The organism is Selenomonas bovis DSM 23594, assembly GCF_000381005.1.
Lineage (GTDB): Bacteria > Bacillota > Negativicutes > Selenomonadales > Selenomonadaceae > Selenomonas_C > Selenomonas_C bovis.
Genome location: NZ_KB908380.1, coordinates 40742 through 54151, shown reverse-complemented (window position 1 = coordinate 54151; position 13410 = coordinate 40742). Strand labels below are relative to the sequence as shown.

The following is a 13410-nucleotide window of genomic DNA, read 5'->3' as shown; positions in this document are numbered from 1 at the left end:
GAAAGGAGGAGCATCAGTGGATAGATTACAGGAAAAATACCAGAAGGAAGTCGTGCCGGCGCTCAACGAAAAGTTCGGCTACAAGAACGTCATGCAGCTTCCGAAAATCGAGAAAGTCATCATCAACATGGGCGTTGGCGAGGCTGTCGGCAATCCGAAGGCCCTCGACGCAGCCGTGAGCGATCTCACAATCATCTCCGGCCAGAAGCCGCTTCTGACGCGTGCGAAGAAATCCCTCGCCGCCTGGAAGCTGCGTGAAGGCATGCCGATCGGCTGCAAGGTCACGCTCCGCGGTGTCCGCATGTACCAGTTCCTCGACAAGTTCATGAACGTCGCGCTCCCGCGCGTCCGTGACTTCCGCGGCGTCTCTGACAAGGCGTTCGACGGTCGCGGCAACTACGCTGTCGGCCTCAAGGAACAGCTCATCTTCCCGGAAATCGAGTACGATAAGATCGACAAGATCCGCGGCATGAACATTGTAATCGTAACGACGGCAAAGACGGATGAAGAAGCGAGAGAGCTCCTGAAACTCATGGGTATGCCGTTCAAAGCATAAGGAGGTAAGGAACTTTGGCTAAGAAGTCAATGGTTGAGAAGTGGAAGAAAGAACCGAAATTCTCCACGCGCGGTTATAACCGCTGCAAGATCTGCGGCCGTCCGCATGGCTACATGCGCAAGTTCGACATGTGCCGTATCTGCTTCCGCGAGCAGAGCTATGCAGGCGCAATCCCTGGCGTTACGAAGGCCAGCTGGTAATTTTCTCACTGATTGAAAGGAGGATATCGATTCATGGTAATGACTGATCCTATTGCAGATATGCTGACGCGTTTGCGCAATGCAAACTCCGTTTTCCACGACAAGGTGGAAATCCCCGCTTCCAAGATCAAGAACTCCATCGCGGATGTTCTGAAGGAAGAGGGCTTCATCAAAGACTACACGCTCACGGAGGACAGCAAGCAGGGTGTCCTGACGGTCTCCCTCAAGTATGGTCCGAACCGCGAGAAGGTCATCTCCGGCATCAAGCGCATCTCGAAACCCGGTCTGCGCCAGTATGCGAAGCATGACGAGCTCCCGCGCGTGCTCGGCGGCCTCGGCATCGCCATCATTTCCACGTCCAAGGGAATCATGAGCGACAAGCAGGCGCGCAAGGCAGGCCTCGGCGGCGAAGTCATCGCATACGTTTGGTAATCGGAACATAGTCAGGAGGTGTACTGATGTCAAGAATTGGTAATGCACCGATCGAAATCCCGGCTGGCGTAACGGTCACGCTCGGTGAGGAAAATCTGGTGACGGTCAAAGGCCCGAAAGGTGAACTTTCGCGCCACATCCATCCGGAAATGAAAGTAACCGTCGAAGGCAACATCGTCAAGGTGGAGCGTCCTTCCGACGATAAGACGCATCGCTCTCTGCACGGCCTCTCCCGCACGCTCATCCACAACATGGTGCTCGGCGTGACGGAGGGCTTCTCCAAGAGCCTCGAAATCAATGGTGTCGGCTACCGCGCGCAGAAGCAGGGCAAGAACCTCAACCTTTCCCTCGGCTTCTCCCATCCGGTCATCGTCGAGCCGCCGAAAGGCATCGAGTTCGACGTGCCGTCCGCAAATGCCATCACGGTCAAGGGCATCGACAAGGAAGTTGTCGGCCAGATCGCGGCTGAGATCCGCGGCTTCCGTGAGCCTGAGCCGTATAAGGGCAAGGGTATCAAGTACGCTGGCGAGCACATCCGCCGCAAGGAAGGCAAAGCCGGCGCTAAGGGCAAGAAATAATCACTGATCGAGGAAAGGAGTGACCATAGTGCTTCTGAAGGAAGATAAGAACAAGGCTCGTCAGAAACGTCATCTGAGAGTCCGCAACCATATCGCAGGTACGGCACAGCGCCCGCGCCTCAACGTCTATCGCAGCCTCGCGAACATCTACGCGCAGGTCATCGATGACGAGAAGGGCACGACGCTCGTCAGTGCCAGCTCCCAGGACAAGGGGTTTGAGAACTACGGCGGCAACATCGAGGCTGCCAAGGCTGTTGGTACCGAGATTGCGAAACGCGCAATCGAGAAGGGCATCACGGAGGTCGTCTTCGACCGCGGTGGTTATGTCTATCATGGCCGTGTCGCAGCGCTCGCAGAAGCAGCGCGCGAGGCTGGTCTCAAGTTCTGATACTTTTTGTCAAAGGAGGTAAATGAATGGCTAGAAACATGGACAACGAAACTCCAGAGTTCGAGGAGAAAGTTGTATACATCAATCGAGTTGCGAAAGTCGTCAAGGGCGGCCGCCGCTTCTCGTTCAGTGCTCTCGTTGTCGTCGGCAACAAGAAGGGCAAGGTCGGCGTCGGTCTCGGCAAGGCTGCCGAGGTCCCCGAGGCAATCCGCAAGGGCGTCGAGGACGCGAAGAAGCATCTCGTCGAGATCGCCCTCTTCGATGGCCGCACGATCCCGCATGAGATGATCGGCATCTTCGGTGCTGGCCGCGTCATGCTCAAGCCGGCTGCCAAAGGTACCGGCGTCATCGCCGGCGGCCCCGCTCGTGCTGTGCTCGAGCTCGCCGGCATCCGCGACATCCTCACGAAGTCCCTCGGTTCCGCGAACCCGAACAACATGGTCCGCGCGACGATGGAAGGCCTCAAGAGCCTCAAGAAGGCAGAGGACGTCGCAGCGCTCCGCGGCAAGACGGTCGCAGAGATCTTAGGTTGATTGGAGGCAGGAACATGGCAAAAGTAAAAGTCACTCTTACCAGAAGCCTGATCGGCCATCCGCAGACGCAGCGCAACACGGTGCGTTCGCTTGGCCTGAGAAAGATCAACTCTGTTGTCGAGCTTCCTGACAACCCCGCGATCCGCGGCCAGCTCCACAAAGTTGAACATCTCATCAAGGTTGAAGAAATCGCAGACTAAGCGGTAGGAGGTGCACGAGATGAAATTACACGAATTAGCTCCGGCTGAGGGCTCCCGCAAGACCCGCAACCGCGTCGGCCGTGGCCTCGGCTCCGGCAACGGCAAGACGGCTGGCCGCGGCATGAAGGGCCAGAACTCTCGCAGCGGCGGCGGCGTCCGCACGGGCTTCGAGGGCGGCCAGATGCCGATCTACCGCCGTCTCCCGAAGCGCGGCTTCAAGAACATCTGGGCAAAGACGTTCGCTGAGGTCAATGTTGAGACGCTCAACCGCTTCGAAGATGGCACGACGGTCGATCCCGTCGTCCTCGTTGAGAGCGGCATCCTGAAGAACGTTCAGGACGGCATCCGCATCCTCGGTAACGGTGAGCTCACGAAGAAGCTCACGGTTCGCGCCAACGGCTTCACGAAGGCTGCCGAGCAGAAAATCACGGCTGCAGGCGGTAAAGTCGAGGTGATCTGAGGTGTTTTCAGCCCTTGCGAACATCTTCAAGATTCCGGAGCTTCGGCAGAAGATCATCTTCACACTGGTGATGTTCGCCGTATTCCGGATGGGAACACACATCCCGGTCCCAGGCGTTGATCCGACAGCGCTCGAAGCGCTCTTCCAGAACGGCAACCTCTTCGGACTGCTCGATTTGTTCTCTGGTGGTGCATTCAGCAAGTTTTCCATCTTTGCCATGAGCATCACACCTTACATCAATGCGGCGATCATCATTCAGCTACTGAATGTCGTCATTCCGACGCTCGAGCAGTGGAGTAAGGAAGGCGAAGAAGGGCATAAGAAAACCACCCAGGTCACACGCTACCTCACGGTAGTCCTCGCCTTCTTCCAGGCCGTCGGCATGTCCATCGGCCTCAAGCAGGCAATCCTCAATCCCAATCCGGTGAACATCCTGATCATCGCGATCACGCTCACCGCGGGAACGATCTTCCTCATGTGGCTCGGCGAGCAGATTACGGCGCAGGGTGTGGGCAACGGTATCTCCCTCATCATTTTCGCCGGCATCGTCGCCGCGCTGCCGAAGAATATCGGTACGATCTACCACTATGTACAAGCCGGCACCATCAGCTACTTCTCGGTGTTCCTCTTCGGTATCATCGCGATCGCTATGGTCATGTTCGTGGTACATATCGAGACCGGCTTCCGTAGGATCCCGATTTCCTACGCCAAGCGAGTGGTCGGCCAGAGAGCCTTTGGCGGCCATTCGAGCCACATCCCGCTCAAGGTCAATCCGGCGGGTGTTATCCCAATCATCTTTGCGTCATCCGTGCTGATGTTTCCAGTAACCATTGCCCAGTTTATTGACGTTCCCTGGGTAAAGACCGTTGCCAGTTACCTGGAGTGGGGGAAGCCGTTGCAGACGACACTCTACGTCCTGCTCATCATCTTCTTCACCTACTTCTATACTGCGGTTACTGTAAAGATATCGGATATGGCAGAGAATCTGAAAAAATACGGTGGCTTCATCCCTGGCATCCGCCCGGGACAGCCGACGGCTGATTATTTAGATCATGTCATGACTCGTATCACGCTTGCCGGTTCCATCTTTCTGGCCTTCATCGCCGTCCTGCCGAACATGATTGCCGCGGCAACGCATATCCAAGGCGTCTACTTCGGCGGCACGGCCCTGCTCATCGTCGTCGGTGTCGCGCTGCAGACGATGAAGCAGATCGAGGCCATGGTGGTCATGCGTCACTACGAAGGGTTCATGAAATAAGGGAGGATATTTTCAATGCACATCTTATTGATGGGCCCTCCGGGCGCCGGCAAAGGCACCCAGGCGGCAGAACTTGTCAAGGCGTTCGCCATTCCCCATATCTCCACGGGCGACATGTTCCGTGCGGCGATCAAGGAAGGCACGGCCCTCGGCCGCGAGGCCAAGGGCTATATGGACCAGGGCAAGCTCGTACCGGACAGCGTGACCATCGGTATCGTGCGCGAGCGCCTCGCCAAGGACGACTGCAAGAAAGGCTTCATCCTTGACGGCTTCCCGCGGACGGTCGAGCAGGCAGACGCCCTCGACGGCATCCTCAAGGAGCTCGGGCTCAAGCTCACGCGCGTCCTCAACATCAACGTTCCCGCAGCCGACCTCATCGAGCGCGCAACGGGACGCCGCATCTGCAAGCAGTGCGGCGCCACCTATCACGTCAAGTTCAACCCTCCGAAAAAAGAGGGCATCTGCGACGCGTGCGGCGGTGAACTCTTCCAGCGTGCCGATGACACGGCGGAGACGATGAAGAACCGCCTCTCCGTCTATGAGGCTTCCACGAAGCCCCTCATCGACTACTACGAGAAAGCCGGCATCTATACGGAAGTTGATGGCAGGCAGGCAATCGACAAGGTCACAGCTGACCTCATCTCGACGCTCAAGGGCTGAGATCTCGGATGGAGAAACACCATCGGTCAGATAAAACGCCGCAGCTGCGGTTGGTAACAGGAGAGCTGCCGGTTAGCCGGCAGTTTTCCTTATGTGATGATTACAGTTGTTGGGCATGGCATGGAAATGCGACGCGCTCCCGAGTGACGTCGGCCCAACCGAATGTCAATAAATAAAAAAGGAGAGCAGCATGTCAAAACAAGATGTAATCGAAGTAGAAGGCAAAGTACTGGAAGCACTGCCGAACGCAATGTTCCAGGTCGAGCTTGAGAACGGCCACGTCGTGCTCGCACACGTCTCCGGCAAGATCCGCATGAACTTCATCCGCATCCTGCCGGGCGATAAGGTCACGATCGAGCTCACGCCGTACGACCTCACGCGCGGCCGCATCACGTATCGTTTCAAATAAGGCGGTATGTTGTCAAGGAACTGCTGATTCGCTCAGCAGTTTTTTGACTTTCATATAATTCTTTCATCGCGCATCGCGCTGTTTGAAATTTTTTGGGGAATTTTCCGTTTGCCCCTAGGCAAGCGCCGCGAAAAATGGTAGAATAGCAAAATGACAGCGAATGATAAGATGAAAGGGGGACACAACCAAGATGAAGGTAAAACCGTCTGTCAAACGGATCTGCGAGAAATGCAAGATCATCAAGCGCAAAGGTCGCGTCATGGTGATCTGCGAGAACCCGAAACACAAACAGAGACAAGGTTAATTAAAAAAGGAGGTGCTTGATTCATGGCACGTATTGCCGGTGTAGATTTACCCCGTGACAAGAGAATTGAAATTGCTTTGACGTATATCTTCGGTATCGGTCTGAAGACGTCCCAGAACCTGCTCGCGCAGACGGGCATCAACCCTGATACTCGCACGCGCGACCTCACGGAGGACGAAGTGGTGAAACTTCGTGATGCCATCGATAAGAACGTTGTCGTCGAAGGTGACCTTCGTCGCGCACGTCAGATGGACATTAAGCGACTCGTTGATATCGGCTGCTACCGTGGCCGCCGTCACCGTCTCGGCCTTCCAGTCCGTGGTCAGAACACGAAGAACAACGCCCGCACGCGCAAAGGCCCGAAAAAGGCTGTTGCTGGCAAGAAGAAGGACTAATGAAGGAGGGTTAACTGGTGGCAGTTAAGAAAGCAGTCCGCACGAAGAAAAAAGTTCGCAAGAATGTGGAATATGGCGTAGCGCATATCAGCTCTACGTTTAATAATACGATTGTGACGCTCACTGACAAGAGCGGCAACGCACTTTCCTGGGCAAGCGCTGGCGGCCTTGGCTTCCGCGGCTCGCGCAAGAGCACGCCGTTTGCTGCGCAGATGGCAGCGGAAACAGCTGCCAAGGCAGCGATGGAGCATGGCCTCAAGCAGGTCGAAGTCTACGTCAAGGGCCCTGGTGCCGGCCGTGAGGCAGCGATTCGTTCGCTCCAGGCAACGGGCCTCGAGGTCAACATGATCAAAGACGTGACGCCGATCCCGCATAACGGTTGCCGTCCGCCGAAGCGTAGAAGAGTCTAATAGGAGGTGCGAAGAATAATATGGCAATTGATAGAGTCCCAGCCCTGAAGAGATGCCGTGCCCTCGGCATCGAGCCGGCGGTCATCGGCCGCTCCAAGGAGTCCAAGCGTCAGCCGCGCCGCACGAACCGCAAGGTCTCCGAGTACGGCCTGCAGCTCAAAGAGAAGCAGAAGGCGAAATTCATCTACGGCGTGCTCGAGAAGCAGTTCCGTGGCTACTATGACAAGGCGAAGAAGATGCAGGGCGTCACGGGTGAGAACCTCCTCGGTCTCCTCGAGCGCCGTCTCGACAACGTCGTCTTCCGTCTCGGCCTCGCGAACACGCGCAAGCAGGCGCGCCAGATCGTCCGCCACGGCCACATCACGGTCAACGGCAAGCGCGTCGACATCCCGTCCGCGCTCGTTTCCGCAGGCGATGTCGTCGCCGTCGCTGAGAAGAGCCAGAGCAACGCGTTCTTCAAGGAGCTCAAGGAAACGAACAACTCGCTTTCCGCTCCGGCATGGCTGGACGCAGACCAGGACAAGCTCACTGGTACGGTAACGCGTTTCCCGAACCGTGATGAGATCGATGTTCCTGTCAACGAGCAGGCTATCGTCGAGTTGTACTCCAAATAATAATGGCATTTGTGCATAGGATTATTGAGGAGGTTCCTTCCAGATGATAGACATCGAAAAACCGAAAATCGAGATAGCGGAAATCAGCGATGACAACCGCTACGGCAAGTTCATCTGTGAGCCTTTGGAGCGTGGCTATGGCACGACCTTTGGCAACAGCCTCCGCCGTATGCTGCTTTCCTCGCTTGAAGGCGCCGCCGTCACCTCCATCCGCATCGACGGAGTGCTCCATGAGTTCTCCACGATCCCGGGCGTGCGCGACGACGTGACGAACATCGTGCTGAACCTCAAGCAGCTCTGCCTCAAGATGGAAGGCAACGAGCCGAAGGTCATCCGCATCGATGCCGAGGGAGAAAAGGAAGTCACGGCAGCAGACATCATCTGCGATGCTGATATCGAAGTCCTGAACCCGGATCTCCACATCGCAACGCTCAACGAAGACGGCAAGCTCAAGATCGAGATGACCGTCGAGCGCGGGCGCGGCTATGTGCCGGCGGACAAGAACAAGAAGCCGGATGACACCATCGGCGTCATCCCCATCGACTCCATCTTCTCCCCGGTTCAGCGCGTGAACTACACGGTACAGGACACGCGTGTCGGCAACGTCACGGACTATGACAAGCTCATCCTCGAAGTCTGGACCGATGGTTCCATGCGCCCCGAGGAAGCGGTCTCGAAAGCAGCAGGCATTCTTGTCATGCACCTGAAGCTGTTCCAGAACATGGACGGCATTCCGGAAGAGGAAGAAGTAGAAGAGACGACGTTCCCGGAGGAAGAAGAGGATACCTCCTCGAAGGTGCTCGATATGACCATCGAGGACCTCGACCTCTCCGTTCGTTCCTTCAACTGCCTCAAGCGTGCCAACATCAACACCGTCGCAGACCTCACGGCCAAGACGGAGGACGACATGATGAAGGTGCGCAACCTCGGACGCAAGTCCCTGGAAGAGGTAAAGAAAAAACTCGAAGACCTCGGTTTATCTCTGATGGAAAGCAACGAATAACAACGCGCAGACGTCCGCCTCGCGGACTTGTGCGGCTCCCTTGCCTGATACCTGGCGCGCGGCGCTCCGCCCCGCGTCTGGCATACAGGTGAGACGGATAAAAGCGGGAAGCGGCCCTCGCGGCCTGCCTCCCGGACAAATACTGCAAAGAGAGGGAAACTAATGAGCTACAGAAAACTTGGACGTAACTCCGGCGCCCGCAAAGCGCTTTTCAGCAGCATTCTCACTTCCTTCTTCAGATATGGACGCATCGAAACGACGGAAGCCAAAGCAAAAGAGCTCCGTAAATTCGCCGACAAGCTGATCACGCTCGCCAAGCGCGGCGACCTCAGCGCACGTCGTCAGGCGATTGCATCCCTTGCTGATGAAGATGTCGTAAGAAAGCTCTTCAGCGAAATCGCTGGCAAATACTCCGACCGTCAGGGTGGCTACACGCGCATCCTGAAGCTCGGCACGCGCCGCGGCGACGCAGCTCCGATGGTCATCATCGAGCTCGTGTAATCGTAAAAGAGACCGCCAACCCTGATCAAGGGGTTGGCGGTTTTTTTATGCCCACGGCGGCGTATGCTCGCACAGTTGCAGCACACATCTCAGGGATCAGTTGTCTGTCTTGTTATTCTTCGTGTTCTGGACATCCACTGCCTCCGCCCGCTGCGCGCTGATGTAGTTCGTGAGCGCCGCGTGGAGCTTGCTTTTGGCGGCGAAGCGGGAGCAGCCGTAGATCTGCATGATCTTGGTGATGTCGGCGGTATTCTCGACCTCCTTGAGCGCGATTTGGTTAATGCCCTGCGTGCCGGTCGTGCGGTAGACATCGAGCAGCTTCGCCTCGTCGATGCCGTATTTCGCGGCCTCCTCGTGGACGGCGTGGCTGATGGCGTGCTCGCGGTACTCGGTGATGTAGGTGCGGAACCGCTTGCCCGGCTCTGCGCAGAGAGTTCCCGACTGGATGTCGTCGAGGACTTGGCGCGCGTAGGGCTGGAGACGCGCTGGCAGGATGCCGAGATTCGCTTCGATGTCCTTCATGACGGCTGCCTTATTCGCTTCCTGATCACGCGCCTCGATGTCGCTGATGGTCAGGATCTTGAAGCGTGACTCCAGATAGTCGGAGTCGATCTGCTCGCCTAGGACAGAGGTCAGATTCGTCTCGAGCTGATAGCCTGCTCTTGGCGGCTGGGAGTGCGTGCCGGTGCTCGGTAACTCACGGAAGCGCTCGCGCAGGATGTGATACGTCATCTCGTCAAAGATGAGGCTGCCTGCGTACGCGCCGCTCCACTGGAAGCCCTGCAGGAAAGCAGCGCGCAGCGTCGAGCGCATCTTCGTGAAATCCTTGCGGAACTTCTGCTGCGTGGCGGGATCCTCTGGCAAGCGGCACAAATGCTCGATGCCGTCATGCTCGAACAAGGCCGCGATGTCTTTGTACAGCGCGTTGAGCAGATGGAGGTTGGCCATGAGCTCCTGCTCCATGACACCGGCCGTGTCGCCCTCGCAGTAGAGCTCTAGCGCGTCCTGGAGGTTGCGGCGCATCGTGTGCGTCTTGCGGTAGAACTTCACCATGCCCCAGGGCTTCTCGGCATTGTCATAGACGCGATTCGTGCGGGAAATCGCCTGGATCAGCGCGTCGGATTCCATGACCTTGTCCATGTAGAGGACATTGAGGTAGACCGAGTCGAAGCCCGTCAACAGCTGGTCGACGACGATGACGAGGTCGAGGCACTTGGCCGGGTCTCTGCCGATATGCTGGTAGGGCTTCTTGTGGGCGAGACGGGCCGTCAGGTCGCTCTTGAAGCGCTCATAATGCGGGTCCGTCTTGCGGTTGAACTGCGTCTGGAACTCCTCATTGTAGCGTCCGACGATCGCGATGAGCCATTCTTCTTTGTTGATGACGCCCTCGGTATTCTGGTCGATATTCGGGTCAAAGAGCGCCGTGACATGGAGGTCAGGAGCCATCTCCTGGAAGAGCTGCCAGTAAGCATAGGCCTCGGGAATGGAACTCGTCGCCAGCATCCCGTGGAAGCGCGTGCCGTGCTCCCCACCGAACGCCACCATCAGGCGGTTGTCGAGGATGTGCTGGACGACGGCGCGGCGGTGCGCGTCACTATCGTAGTCGGCCGAGCTGAAGAAGTCCTCGATGCCCTTCGTCTTGATGGTGCCGTCCAGCTCGCAGACGGTCGCCATCGGCGCCTTCGTCATATAGTACTGGTAGGCGGCGAACGACTTCGTCCCTGGCTTCAGCTCCGACTCGTCGTTGACTTTGGCTTCGCGCAGCGCGATGACGCGGCGCATGTCCTTTTCCGCGAATGTCGGATTGTACTCGGGCCAGAAGCCCAGGACATTGCCATCGCGGATGCCCGTCGCCAGCGAATAGACGGCGAGGCAGGGGCCGAAGATGGATTCCGTCGTCTCCTCGCTGCCCTTCATGTTCTTGGCGAGGATCGGCGTGCCGGTGAAACCGAAGAACAAGGCGTTGTAGAACGTATCCTTCACGCGCCGGTGCATCTTGCCGAATTGACTGCGGTGCGCCTCATCGACGATGAAACAGATGCGCCTGCCCGCGACCTCTGCGAGCGTCGCGGCGTCGATATGGCTGGCCTCTTCGTTGACGTTGGCGAGCTTCTGGATGGAGGTCATGATCATGGCATCGTCGGCCTTGCGGCTCTTGAGCTTGTTGAAGAGGTTGACGGAGGAAGTCGTGCTACAGACGCTCTCGCCGTCGCGCGCAAAGGAATTGTATTCGCGCGTCGACTGCTCATCGAGCGCGCGGCGGTCGACGACGAAGACGACCTTGTCGGCAAAGCCCATGTCGAGGATCAGCTGGCCTGCCTTGAACGAGGTCATCGTCTTGCCGCCGCCAGTCGTGCACCAGACGAAGCCGCCGCGCTGTTGATGCTCGCCCCAGCGCTGCTTCATGGCGCGGTTCACGATGGCATTGATGGCCGTGTACTGGTAGCTGCGGCAGACCTTGAGCACGTCGGCATTGCGGTCGGCGATGGTATAGTAGCCAATCAGCTTGTGGGCCTCGGGGACGGAAAGGATGTGCGACGGCCCCGTGATGAGCTCGCGCCAGTCGCGGATGATGTGGTTGTCGCGGTCACCCCAGTGAAAGAAGAACGCTGGATTGAAGCGGTCTGCCCCGCCGGGATTGGCGAAGTACAGCGCATCCTCGGGCGAGATGGCCCAGAAGACCTGCACAAGGCCCATAAAGCCCTTGAAGATGTTCTCCTTCGTGTACTTCTGGATCTGCGTCGCCGCCTCGAACACATCGACGCCCGACGCCTTGAGCTCGATCTGGATGACCGGGATACCGTCAATCAAAAGGGTGATGTCGCCGCGACGGTCGGGGTAGTTTGGATTCGTGCTGATGAACTGCGTCTGCTCGGCAATCTGATAGCGCGATGAGCCACCGGCAATCTCGCGCGCCCGGAAGAGATTGAGGTAGACCTCCTTGCCCGCATGAGCTGTATCCTGCGAGTCGCGGTCGCGTCGGACGGCCAGCCCGCGCTCTGCACTGTTGAGGAAGTGATTCGCCTTGACCGGCGTGTCGGCATACTGTCGCAGACTATCGAGTACGCGCTGCATCTCATCATCCGACAGCGGCACGCCGTGCAGCACCGCGCGGTTCCGCTCAAAGAGGATCTGCCGCCAGTTCGCGATCAAGTCCTCGATTGTGTAGTTTCGGAGCACCTGCTTCTCCCAGCCCGACTGCTGGAGCAAGGCAATGAAATCCGCCTCAAAATTCAGCTCTCCATGAGGGCCAGTGTAGGGTAAAGGCATGACGATGACCTTCTTTCTTGCGTGGGTTAGACAAATAGTTTGGATAGCATGGCTTGTTTGATTTGATGGAGTTTTGATAATTTGCGTTGTTGAAGGAGGATAAGGTAGTCAACCATCTCGAAATACTTTGAAATTACATCCTGTTCCTCTTTATCCTGAGGTAATGAAATGACAATATCTGCCATGACATTATTCATTAGTTTAGGATTTCCAACATAAGAAACATATTTCTTTGCAACTTGATTTAATGCCTCAGCAATCATCTTAGATGCGGTTATATTATCCGATAATAATACACCGCAAACATTGGTACAATAGAACTTTCCGCGTCTATATCTAACCGTTCCTGCGTTAGCTCCATCTGTTGTCCAGGTGATTGCATTTTCATATAGGTAATCTTTATAATATCCCATCAATCCGTTGTTAGCTGTTTGTGATGAGAATACGGGATATTTATTAATATCATCCTGTATGTCAATTGTATATTTAGTAGGAAGAACATAACCTCTGGTTATTTTAAACATTTCAGAAATCTTCCGATGTTCCCAATTACCATGAAATCCTTGAAAGCGTATTTCTGGGACGCGAGCGCCGTCTTTCGGGAACATTTTGGTGAGCATGGATTTTTTTAGGAGCTGGAGCTTGGTCAGCTTACGCTGATGAAGGGCGATAAGATTATCTAGTTCGGTAATACAAAAGCCAATTTGATGCTGTTCTTTCTTAGATTCTGGATAGTGAAACAACATTTTCTTAATGGAGGTTCCTGAGGTCAAAGCGCGTGTCGTCATAGAACTTTTCTTTGTCATCTCACTGCGAAACGACTTAGTAAAAAAGACGTATTTCTTGAATAAATCATCTAATGAGTCACTATCTTCAATACTTCGTCCTCTCAAGACAAAACCACTAAATACAGTATCCTTAGGTGTATCTAACATGACAGATGGATAGCCTATCTCTTCAATAGTTTCGGATGTCCTAGTGAAAAATATATCTCCCTTCTTCACTAAAAAATTATGAACTTCCTCAGGTGTAAGGCTTACTCTGCCATATAATTGGCTTGCAATAAGACCTCGATGATGGAATACATCTGTGAAATTAACAATAGGTACACCTGTACCAAAAAACTCCTTACCTTTATTCAAGCCGTTCTTAAAATCATAGAGATTTCCGACCTTACGCTGTTCCCAATCATCCGTAAAACCTTGAAAACGTATCGCCGGTACTTTCTTCTCTTTCATC

Annotated in this window: 19 protein-coding genes; 17 read left to right on the top strand and 2 right to left on the bottom strand. The window is 55.7% G+C overall.

What is annotated here, in order from left to right:
* Positions 1 to 16: 16 nt before the first annotated feature.
* The 17 genes from rplE (at position 17) to rplQ (ending at position 8901) form a co-directional block, all read left to right on the top strand.
* Positions 17 to 556: a 50S ribosomal protein L5 gene (gene rplE / locus F599_RS0101950; protein WP_019541847.1), complete on the top strand. Its 540-nt coding sequence runs from the start codon at positions 17 to 19 to the stop codon at positions 554 to 556.
* 14 nt (positions 557 to 570) lie between these two features.
* A complete protein-coding gene (locus F599_RS0101945) occupies positions 571 to 756 on the top strand; it encodes a type Z 30S ribosomal protein S14 (RefSeq protein WP_026327747.1) in 186 nt (61 codons plus the stop codon).
* A 33-nt stretch (positions 757 to 789) separates the two neighbouring features.
* A complete protein-coding gene (gene rpsH, locus F599_RS0101940) occupies positions 790 to 1188 on the top strand; it encodes a 30S ribosomal protein S8 (RefSeq protein WP_019541845.1) in 399 nt (132 codons plus the stop codon).
* 26 nt (positions 1189 to 1214) lie between these two features.
* Positions 1215 to 1766, top strand: a complete 552-nt coding sequence (rplF, locus tag F599_RS0101935; RefSeq protein ID WP_019541844.1) for a 50S ribosomal protein L6 — start codon at positions 1215 to 1217, stop codon at positions 1764 to 1766.
* A 28-nt stretch (positions 1767 to 1794) separates the two neighbouring features.
* Positions 1795 to 2154 (top strand): 50S ribosomal protein L18, encoded by a 360-nt coding sequence (gene rplR, locus F599_RS0101930; protein WP_019541843.1) that lies wholly within the window; start codon positions 1795 to 1797, stop codon positions 2152 to 2154.
* A 26-nt stretch (positions 2155 to 2180) separates the two neighbouring features.
* Positions 2181 to 2687: a 30S ribosomal protein S5 gene (gene rpsE, locus F599_RS0101925; RefSeq protein WP_019541842.1), complete on the top strand. Its 507-nt coding sequence runs from the start codon at positions 2181 to 2183 to the stop codon at positions 2685 to 2687.
* Positions 2688 to 2701: 14 nt separating this feature from the next.
* Complete coding sequence (rpmD, locus tag F599_RS0101920) at positions 2702 to 2887, top strand: 50S ribosomal protein L30 (protein ID WP_019541841.1); 186 nt, start codon at positions 2702 to 2704, stop codon at positions 2885 to 2887.
* A gap of 19 nt (positions 2888 to 2906) precedes the next feature.
* Positions 2907 to 3347, top strand: a complete 441-nt coding sequence (gene rplO, locus F599_RS0101915; protein ID WP_019541840.1) for a 50S ribosomal protein L15 — start codon at positions 2907 to 2909, stop codon at positions 3345 to 3347.
* Position 3348: 1 nt separating this feature from the next.
* Positions 3349 to 4605, top strand: a complete 1257-nt coding sequence (secY, locus tag F599_RS0101910) for a preprotein translocase subunit SecY (RefSeq protein ID WP_019541839.1) — start codon at positions 3349 to 3351, stop codon at positions 4603 to 4605.
* Positions 4606 to 4620: 15 nt separating this feature from the next.
* Positions 4621 to 5265 carry an adenylate kinase gene (locus F599_RS0101905; RefSeq protein ID WP_026327746.1) on the top strand — a complete coding sequence of 215 codons (645 nt, stop codon included), beginning with the start codon at positions 4621 to 4623 and terminating at the stop codon, positions 5263 to 5265.
* Positions 5266 to 5455: 190 nt separating this feature from the next.
* Positions 5456 to 5674 (top strand): translation initiation factor IF-1, encoded by a 219-nt coding sequence (gene infA / locus F599_RS0101900; protein ID WP_009645081.1) that lies wholly within the window; start codon positions 5456 to 5458, stop codon positions 5672 to 5674.
* A gap of 190 nt (positions 5675 to 5864) precedes the next feature.
* Entirely contained in the window at positions 5865 to 5978 is a 114-nt protein-coding gene (gene rpmJ / locus F599_RS0101895; RefSeq protein ID WP_005842139.1) for a 50S ribosomal protein L36, read from the top strand.
* Between the two features lie 23 nt (positions 5979 to 6001).
* Positions 6002 to 6373, top strand: coding sequence for a 30S ribosomal protein S13 (gene rpsM, locus F599_RS0101890; protein WP_019541836.1), 372 nt, complete (start codon positions 6002 to 6004; stop codon positions 6371 to 6373).
* Positions 6374 to 6390: 17 nt separating this feature from the next.
* On the top strand, positions 6391 to 6783 hold the full coding sequence (gene rpsK, locus F599_RS0101885; RefSeq protein ID WP_014423859.1) for a 30S ribosomal protein S11: 393 nt from the start codon (positions 6391 to 6393) through the stop codon (positions 6781 to 6783).
* A 20-nt stretch (positions 6784 to 6803) separates the two neighbouring features.
* A complete protein-coding gene (rpsD, locus tag F599_RS0101880) occupies positions 6804 to 7397 on the top strand; it encodes a 30S ribosomal protein S4 (RefSeq protein WP_019541835.1) in 594 nt (197 codons plus the stop codon).
* A 43-nt stretch (positions 7398 to 7440) separates the two neighbouring features.
* Positions 7441 to 8400 carry a DNA-directed RNA polymerase subunit alpha gene (locus tag F599_RS0101875; RefSeq protein WP_019541834.1) on the top strand — a complete coding sequence of 320 codons (960 nt, stop codon included), beginning with the start codon at positions 7441 to 7443 and terminating at the stop codon, positions 8398 to 8400.
* Positions 8401 to 8562: 162 nt separating this feature from the next.
* The gene (gene rplQ / locus F599_RS0101870) at positions 8563 to 8901 is read left to right on the top strand and encodes a 50S ribosomal protein L17 (RefSeq protein ID WP_019541833.1); all 339 of its coding nucleotides are present in this window, start codon (positions 8563 to 8565) and stop codon (positions 8899 to 8901) included.
* 96 nt (positions 8902 to 8997) lie between these two features.
* Here the strand turns inward: rplQ and F599_RS0101865 are convergent, their stop codons facing one another.
* Both F599_RS0101865 and F599_RS0101860 read right to left on the bottom strand, forming a co-directional pair.
* Entirely contained in the window at positions 8998 to 12171 is a 3174-nt protein-coding gene (locus F599_RS0101865; RefSeq protein WP_019541832.1) for a type I restriction endonuclease subunit R, EcoR124 family, read from the bottom strand.
* Between the two features lie 26 nt (positions 12172 to 12197).
* A complete protein-coding gene (locus tag F599_RS0101860; RefSeq protein ID WP_019541831.1) occupies positions 12198 to 13409 on the bottom strand; it encodes a restriction endonuclease subunit S in 1212 nt (403 codons plus the stop codon).
* Position 13410 lies beyond the last annotated feature (1 nt).

Bases quoted from the DNA above. Each gene is read 5' to 3' on its own strand.
- rpsH (WP_019541845.1), top strand. From the start codon at position 790: ATGGTAATGACTGATCCTATTGCAGATATGCTGACGCGTTTGCGCAAT.
- rplF (WP_019541844.1), top strand. From the start codon at position 1,215: ATGTCAAGAATTGGTAATGCACCGATCGAAATCCCGGCTGGCGTAACG.
- rpsE (WP_019541842.1), top strand. From the start codon at position 2,181: ATGGCTAGAAACATGGACAACGAAACTCCAGAGTTCGAGGAGAAAGTT.
- rpmD (WP_019541841.1), top strand. From the start codon at position 2,702: ATGGCAAAAGTAAAAGTCACTCTTACCAGAAGCCTGATCGGCCATCCG.
- rplO (WP_019541840.1), top strand. From the start codon at position 2,907: ATGAAATTACACGAATTAGCTCCGGCTGAGGGCTCCCGCAAGACCCGC.
- F599_RS0101905 (WP_026327746.1), top strand. From the start codon at position 4,621: ATGCACATCTTATTGATGGGCCCTCCGGGCGCCGGCAAAGGCACCCAG.
- infA (WP_009645081.1), top strand. From the start codon at position 5,456: ATGTCAAAACAAGATGTAATCGAAGTAGAAGGCAAAGTACTGGAAGCA.
- rpmJ (WP_005842139.1), top strand. From the start codon at position 5,865: ATGAAGGTAAAACCGTCTGTCAAACGGATCTGCGAGAAATGCAAGATC.
- rpsM (WP_019541836.1), top strand. From the start codon at position 6,002: ATGGCACGTATTGCCGGTGTAGATTTACCCCGTGACAAGAGAATTGAA.
- rpsD (WP_019541835.1), top strand. From the start codon at position 6,804: ATGGCAATTGATAGAGTCCCAGCCCTGAAGAGATGCCGTGCCCTCGGC.
- F599_RS0101875 (WP_019541834.1), top strand. From the start codon at position 7,441: ATGATAGACATCGAAAAACCGAAAATCGAGATAGCGGAAATCAGCGAT.
- rplQ (WP_019541833.1), top strand. From the start codon at position 8,563: ATGAGCTACAGAAAACTTGGACGTAACTCCGGCGCCCGCAAAGCGCTT.
- F599_RS0101865 (WP_019541832.1), bottom strand. From the start codon at position 12,171: ATGCCTTTACCCTACACTGGCCCTCATGGAGAGCTGAATTTTGAGGCG.
- F599_RS0101860 (WP_019541831.1), bottom strand. From the start codon at position 13,409: ATGAAAGAGAAGAAAGTACCGGCGATACGTTTTCAAGGTTTTACGGAT.